The 5,968-nt window shown below is 43.3% G+C and carries 4 protein-coding genes and 1 pseudogene; 4 read left to right on the top strand and 1 reads right to left on the bottom strand.

Features of this window, described 5'->3' with window-relative positions:
- From EWV68_RS03575 to EWV68_RS03560, 4 genes and pseudogenes are all read left to right on the top strand, one after another.
- A pseudogene (locus tag EWV68_RS03575) lies at nt 1-450 on the top strand (Uma2 family endonuclease); the annotation flags it as partial.
- Nucleotides 451-738: 288 nt separating this feature from the next.
- A complete protein-coding gene (locus tag EWV68_RS03570; RefSeq protein WP_061433485.1) occupies nt 739-1,878 on the top strand; it encodes a citrate synthase in 1,140 nt (379 codons plus the stop codon).
- A gap of 198 nt (nt 1,879-2,076) precedes the next feature.
- Nucleotides 2,077-3,819, top strand: coding sequence for an ABC transporter substrate-binding protein (locus tag EWV68_RS03565; protein ID WP_061433486.1), 1,743 nt, complete (start codon nt 2,077-2,079; stop codon nt 3,817-3,819).
- A complete protein-coding gene (locus EWV68_RS03560; RefSeq protein WP_061433487.1) occupies nt 3,819-5,087 on the top strand; it encodes a glycosyltransferase in 1,269 nt (422 codons plus the stop codon). The genes EWV68_RS03565 and EWV68_RS03560 overlap by 1 nt, the downstream gene beginning before the upstream one ends.
- Nucleotides 5,088-5,411: 324 nt before the next feature.
- Here EWV68_RS03560 and EWV68_RS03555 read toward each other — a convergent pair whose 3' ends face one another.
- Nucleotides 5,412-5,846, bottom strand: a complete 435-nt coding sequence (locus tag EWV68_RS03555) for a hypothetical protein (protein WP_239698241.1) — start codon at nt 5,844-5,846, stop codon at nt 5,412-5,414.
- Nucleotides 5,847-5,968 lie beyond the last annotated feature (122 nt).

The following is a 5,968-nucleotide window of genomic DNA, read 5'->3' as shown; positions in this document are numbered from 1 at the left end:
CTCTCTCCGGGCAATACCCCAACGGAAATGACCAGAAAACTGCTGTTTTATGACCGTTATGGTGTGGAAGAATACTACATTTATAATCCCGATAAAAATGATTTGGGCGGCTGTATTCGTCGGGAAAATCGCCTCGAAAGTCTAGAAAATCTCGATAATTGGGTAAGTCCTCGTTTAGGTATCCGTTTTCAATTAGCCGAACCAGAGTTACTCTTGTATTATCCCGATGGTCAACCTTTCACCAGTTACAACCAAGAACGACAACGGGCCGAAGCGGAACGGCAACGGGCCGAAACGGAAAGTCAACGGGCCGAAACGGAAAGTCAACGGGCCGAAGCGGAACGACAACGGGCCGAAGCGGAAAGTCAACGGGCCGAAGCGGAACGACAAAGGGCCGAACGATTGGCGGCAAAACTGCGGGAGTTAAATATTAATCCCGAAGAAACTTAAAAAAAATTATTGATCTACTCAATCGATCGAGATAGTCTCGCTACAATAAAAGTAGATAAATATCAAGTCCTCTAGCTAGAGTCGCAACAGTAAGCCCAGAAAAAATGCGCTAGGGCAGGGTTGACTAAATCGACGAAGCAATCGCTAAATAGGGGTAATTTCCGTCCACTTCTCCCCAATCCTGAACGGGAGAGGCAGAACCGAAGAATTTCTATAAAATTTCGGTAAGGGTGGAAAGATCAAGTAAGTTAGCGTTAGGGCTTAATCTTCGCCACGGAAAGTAGAACTATGACAGTTTGTGAATATCGGCCAGGTTTAGAAGGAATTCCCGCCGCCCAATCGAGTATCAGCTTTGTGGATGGGCAAAAGGGAATCTTAGAGTATCGGGGCATTCGGATTGAGGAACTCGCCGAAAAAAGTACCTTCCTCGAAACCGCCTATCTCCTTATCTGGGGTGTTCTGCCCACGGGGGCGGAACTGGAAGAATTTGCCGATGAAATCCGTTATCATCGACGCATCAAGTACCGTATCGAAGACATGATGAAATGCTTCCCCGAAAAAGGCCATCCCATGGATGCGCTACAAACTTCGGCGGCGGCTTTAGGGTTATACTATGCCCGTCGGGCTTTGGATAATCCCGAATATATCCGTCAGGCAGTAGTCCGGCTATTAGCGAAAATACCCACCATGGTGGCGGCGTTTCAATTAATTCGCAAAGGTAATCATCCCATTCAGCCCAACGATAGTCTTGATTATGCGGCCAATTTCCTCTATATGTTGACGGAAAGACGACCAACGGATTTAGCGGCGAAAGTTTTCGATGTCTGTTTGACCCTCCACGCCGAACATACCATGAATGCCTCGACTTTTTCGGCCATGGTGACGGCTTCCACTTTAACCGACCCCTACGGTGTCATCGCTTCAGCAGTGGGAACTCTCGCCGGCCCCCTCCACGGTGGGGCAAACGAGGAAGTATTGTTAATGTTAGAGGAAATCGGTTCGGTGGCTAATGTTCGTCCCTATGTGGAAAAATGTATCGCCAATAAACAAAAAGTTATGGGTTTTGGACACCGGGTATATAAAGTTAAGGATCCCCGGGCGACGATTTTACAAAACCTTGCCGAACAATTATTCGCGGAATTAGGTTCCGATGAATACTACGATATCGCCCTAGAATTAGAACAAGCAGTGGTGGATATCTACGGCGAAAAAGGTATCTATGCTAATGTGGATTTCTATTCGGGATTGGTCTATCGGAAATTAGGCATCCCCAGTGATTTATTTACCCCGATTTTTGCCATCTCCCGGGTGGCCGGTTGGTTGGCCCACTGGAAAGAACAATTAAATGCTAACCGCATTTTCCGTCCTACCCAAATATACACTGGAGAACACGAAGTCCCCTATACACCGATCGAACAACGTTCTTAGATTTTATCTCCCATTCTTGATGGAAACACGGTTTCTCGCCTTTGTCAATCTTTCCTAGGCGAGATTTTTTGTCTCATTTCCTGTTATATTGATGGGGCAAGGAAACAGTCCAGCGGCTTTCAGCTTGGTCAGTTTCGGTGTATATAGCAAGGCAAGGTCTCTACTTCTAGATAGTCGGACAGAAAAATATTAAAGATTATGGTCAAATTTTGGCGGGGATTAACGGTATTTTTAATTTCTTGTTTATTGCTGATTTCCCTAACTGCTTGTGGTAATCAAGTTAGACGCAATCAAGTGGTCATATCGGTATTAAGTGACCCAAAAACCTTTAATGCTGTTTTATCGGCCGAATCCCCGAATATTTTTGGTTTAACCTACGAAGGACTATTAACAGAAAATCCCATTACTGGCAAAAAAGAACCGGTCTTAGCAGAATCTTGGACAATTTCCGATGATAATTTGAGCATTATTTTTACTATCAGAGAGGGTTTAAAATGGTCAGATGGTCAACCCTTAACTGTTGATGACGTGGTTTTTACCTATAAAGATTTATATCTAAATCCTGATATTCCTAACAACTACCGCGATAGTTTAAGAATAGGATTAAAAAAAGAATTTCCAGTTATCACTAAACTAGATAATCGCAGAATCGAATTTAAACTCCCCGAACCTTTTGCTCCTTTTTTAGATGCTGTCAGTTCACCGATTTTACCTAAACACGCTTTAGAAAAAACTATTCAGAAAAAAAGCCCCGATGGTAGGTTAGAATTTCTCTCCACTTGGGGGTTAGATACTCCTCCTGATAAAATTGTTTTTAATGGTGCTTATAAACTAAAAGAATATATAACGGGACAAAGGATTATTTTTGAGAATAACCCTTACTATTGGAAAAAAGATGACCGTGGACAACAATTACCCCATATAACTTCGGTAATTTGGGCAATTGTTGAATCTCAGGATACAACTTTACTGCAATTTCGTTCGGGAAGTTTAGATTCTATTGGGGTAAGTCCCGAATTTTTCTCCCTCTTAAAAACTGAAGAAGAAAGAGGAAATTTCACTATTTTTAACGGGGGACCTGCCTACGGAACCCAATTTATCGGTTTTAATCTCAATCAAGGAAACCGCGACGGAAAACCCCTAGTAGATCCGATTAAATCCCGTTGGTTTAATAACTTAAATTTCCGCCAAGCTATTGCCTACGGCATTAATCGTCAAAGAATGATTGATGATATCTATCGAGGATTGGGACAAGAACAAAACTCTTTTCTTTCTATCCAATCTCCTTTTTACGATAAAACCCTGAAAGGTTACGATTATAATCCCGAAAAAGCCAAAGAATTATTATTAGAGGCGGGATTTAAGTATAATAGTGATAATCTGCTAGTCGATATCGATAATAATCCCGTTAGATTTAACCTGATTACTAATGCAGGAAATAAAATCAGGGAAGCTATTGGGGCGCAAATTAAAAATGATTTAGCCGCAATAGGAATTCAAGTGGATTTTCAAGCGATCGCTTTTAGCAATTTAGTTGATAAACTGAGTAATAGTCTAGATTGGGAAGCACATATTTTAGGTTTTACCGGCGATAATGAACCCCACGCCCCCAATATTTGGTATGTAGATGGAAATCTCCACGCTTTTAACCAACAACCTCAACCCGGCAGCCCTCCCATTCAAGGCTGGCAAGCGGCGGATTGGGAGAAAAAAATCGCCGATTTATACGTCAAGGGTTCCCAAGAATTAGACTTTGAGAAGCGCAAAGTTATCTATAATGAAATTCAACAACTTCAACAGGAATACGTCCCGTTTATTTATCTAGTTAATCCCCTCGCTTTGGGGGCCGTGCGTAACTGCTTTGAAGGAATACAATTCTCCGCCTTGGGTGGTGCATTCTGGAATCTAGAAGAATTAAAGAAAACCTGTGGAGGTGTTTAATGACTCATTTTGGTTTCCTCTGTCCTACAACCTCTGGACATATTTATTCTCTTCTACCTTTAGGAAAAGAGTTACAAAAACGCGGTCATAAAGTTACCTGTTTTTTAACTCTTGATGGTGAAGAAATGGTGCAAGCAGCTGGGTTAGATTTTCAGGCAATTGCACCCGACAAATATCCGAAAGGCACATCAGCCAAAAATTTAGCCGAAATTGGTCAATTACAGGGAACAGCCGCCGTCCGTCGCACGGTACAATTAGTAAGTGATTCTACCGCTGCCCTCTTTGAAACTATCCCTCAAGAGATGCGTCGCTTGGGAATTGATGCTCTAATTGTCGATCAAGTCTCCGCCTCAGGGGGTACAATCGCAGAAAAATTGGCTATTCCCTTTATCAGTTTTTGTTCGGCATTGGTTTTAAATCGCGATCCGCTTATTCCGCCCTTTATGACCAGTTGGGACTATAATCCCTCATTTATCGGGGTTATTCGCAATAAACTTGGCTATAAACTCCTTGACTCTCTGACTCGTCCTCTGAATGAGTTAATCAACCGGCAACGTCAAGAATGGGGGTTAATTCCCTATCAAAACATCAATCAACGCTATTCACCCACCGCCCAAATTAGCCAACAACCTGCCGAATTCGAGTTTCCTCGGCCAAATTTACCCGCTCACTTTCACTTTACCGGTCCCTTTCACGATTACTCCACCAGAAAAACGATTCCTTTTCCCTACGAAAAATTAACCGGACAACCCTTGATTTATGCTTCCCTCGGTACAATTCAAACTCGCCTACAATCGGCCTTTAATGCGATCGCCGAAGCCTGTGCCGATTTGCCGGTACAATTAGTTTTATCCTTGGGCAACACCGACTCTAACATTCAAATAACGACAAAAAACGCCCTAGTTGTTCCCTACGCTCCCCAATTAGAGCTTTTAACCAGAGCCTCTCTTACTATCACCCACGCAGGCTTAAATACTACCCTAGAATCCCTAGCGCAAGCTGTACCGATGGTGGCCATTCCCATCACTAACGACCAACCGGGGGTATCTGCTCGGATAAAATGGTCGGGTACAGGGGAAGTGATTCCGATTTCCCGTCTAGAAGTTCCCCGTTTACGAGGAGCCATTGAAAAGGTGTTATCCGTCCCCAGTTACCGAGAAAATGCCCTGAGAATGCAAAAAGCGCTACAGAAGAATGGAGGAGTGAAAATGGCCGCCGATATCGTCGAAAAGGCCATTTCTACCGGCCAACCAGTCCTATCGGTTTGACATCCTCGCCGCCGTAAAACGGACGGCGATTCCTCACCACGCCACTTTTTTGGGGTGGTCGCGTCAACGGAGTTGACGCAGATAGCGAAAAACGCTTAATTGCTTAAGTCTGACACTTTCGACCCGTCCGTTTTGATTGTCCGAATGCCGGACGGCCACTTTGAACAAGTCGAAAAAATCTAATGTTCCACCTTATTTCCTAGAAAGTTTTACTCGTTCAAGGCCGAATTTGACTTCTTTTCTGAACGAAACCCCCTACTATCTGTGGTCAAGGTTCAGTTTTTAGCTTGATTATCGCCTTTTCCATTGTAGCTTAAAGCCGTCCTAAAAGGACGGGGTTTTCAACACAAATTTTCGATAATAGCTAGGGTCTGCTGAAAAAGTTTTTCCTGGGGACAGGGTGTGACCAACTGTCTGCATTATAACCGATAGTGTCTGCCGCCGTTCCCTATACACGCACTTGTTAGGTATCGGATTGGCTAGAAAGTCTGGTGATTTAATGAATTCTTGAAGGTCTTTTAGTCCCTCTATACATGAGGTTAGCATCCACCCAAGCTCTTCAAGATGAGCTAATAATCGAGGGTTTTGTTCATCTAAAAGACTGATTAACTTGTAATAGTCTTCTATAGAGCTAGTACCGAGTGGCGCTAAATCTTGATGAATCAGCTTGTTTCGTTCCGCCACAATGTCTAAGAGAGCCTGTTTCTGAGCATTTAAGAAATCTGAGTCACTATAGGAAACCTTAAATGACAAAGACATACCTACCCACATTCCGCACCCTGGTCGTTGAAATCAAAAGTTGCTCTAGCCCTTGTATAGTAAGACTTTTAGCGATTACTAAGAATTATGAAGTGTCACACTCTAGTCAGCGATCGCCAGCT

This window comes from Microcystis sp. M_QC_C_20170808_M9Col, from assembly GCF_007095495.1.
Taxonomy (GTDB): domain Bacteria; phylum Cyanobacteriota; class Cyanobacteriia; order Cyanobacteriales; family Microcystaceae; genus Microcystis; species Microcystis aeruginosa.
Note: the sequence above shows the minus strand (reverse complement) of the source record. Positions and strands in the feature narration are given on the sequence as shown.

Excerpts from the sequence above, each read along its gene's own strand:
- EWV68_RS03570 (WP_061433485.1), top strand. The coding sequence starts at position 739 with ATGACAGTTTGTGAATATCGGCCAGGTTTAGAAGGAATTCCCGCCGCC.
- EWV68_RS03565 (WP_061433486.1), top strand. The coding sequence starts at position 2,077 with ATGGTCAAATTTTGGCGGGGATTAACGGTATTTTTAATTTCTTGTTTA.
- EWV68_RS03560 (WP_061433487.1), top strand. The coding sequence starts at position 3,819 with ATGACTCATTTTGGTTTCCTCTGTCCTACAACCTCTGGACATATTTAT.
- EWV68_RS03555 (WP_239698241.1), bottom strand. The coding sequence starts at position 5,846 with ATGTCTTTGTCATTTAAGGTTTCCTATAGTGACTCAGATTTCTTAAAT.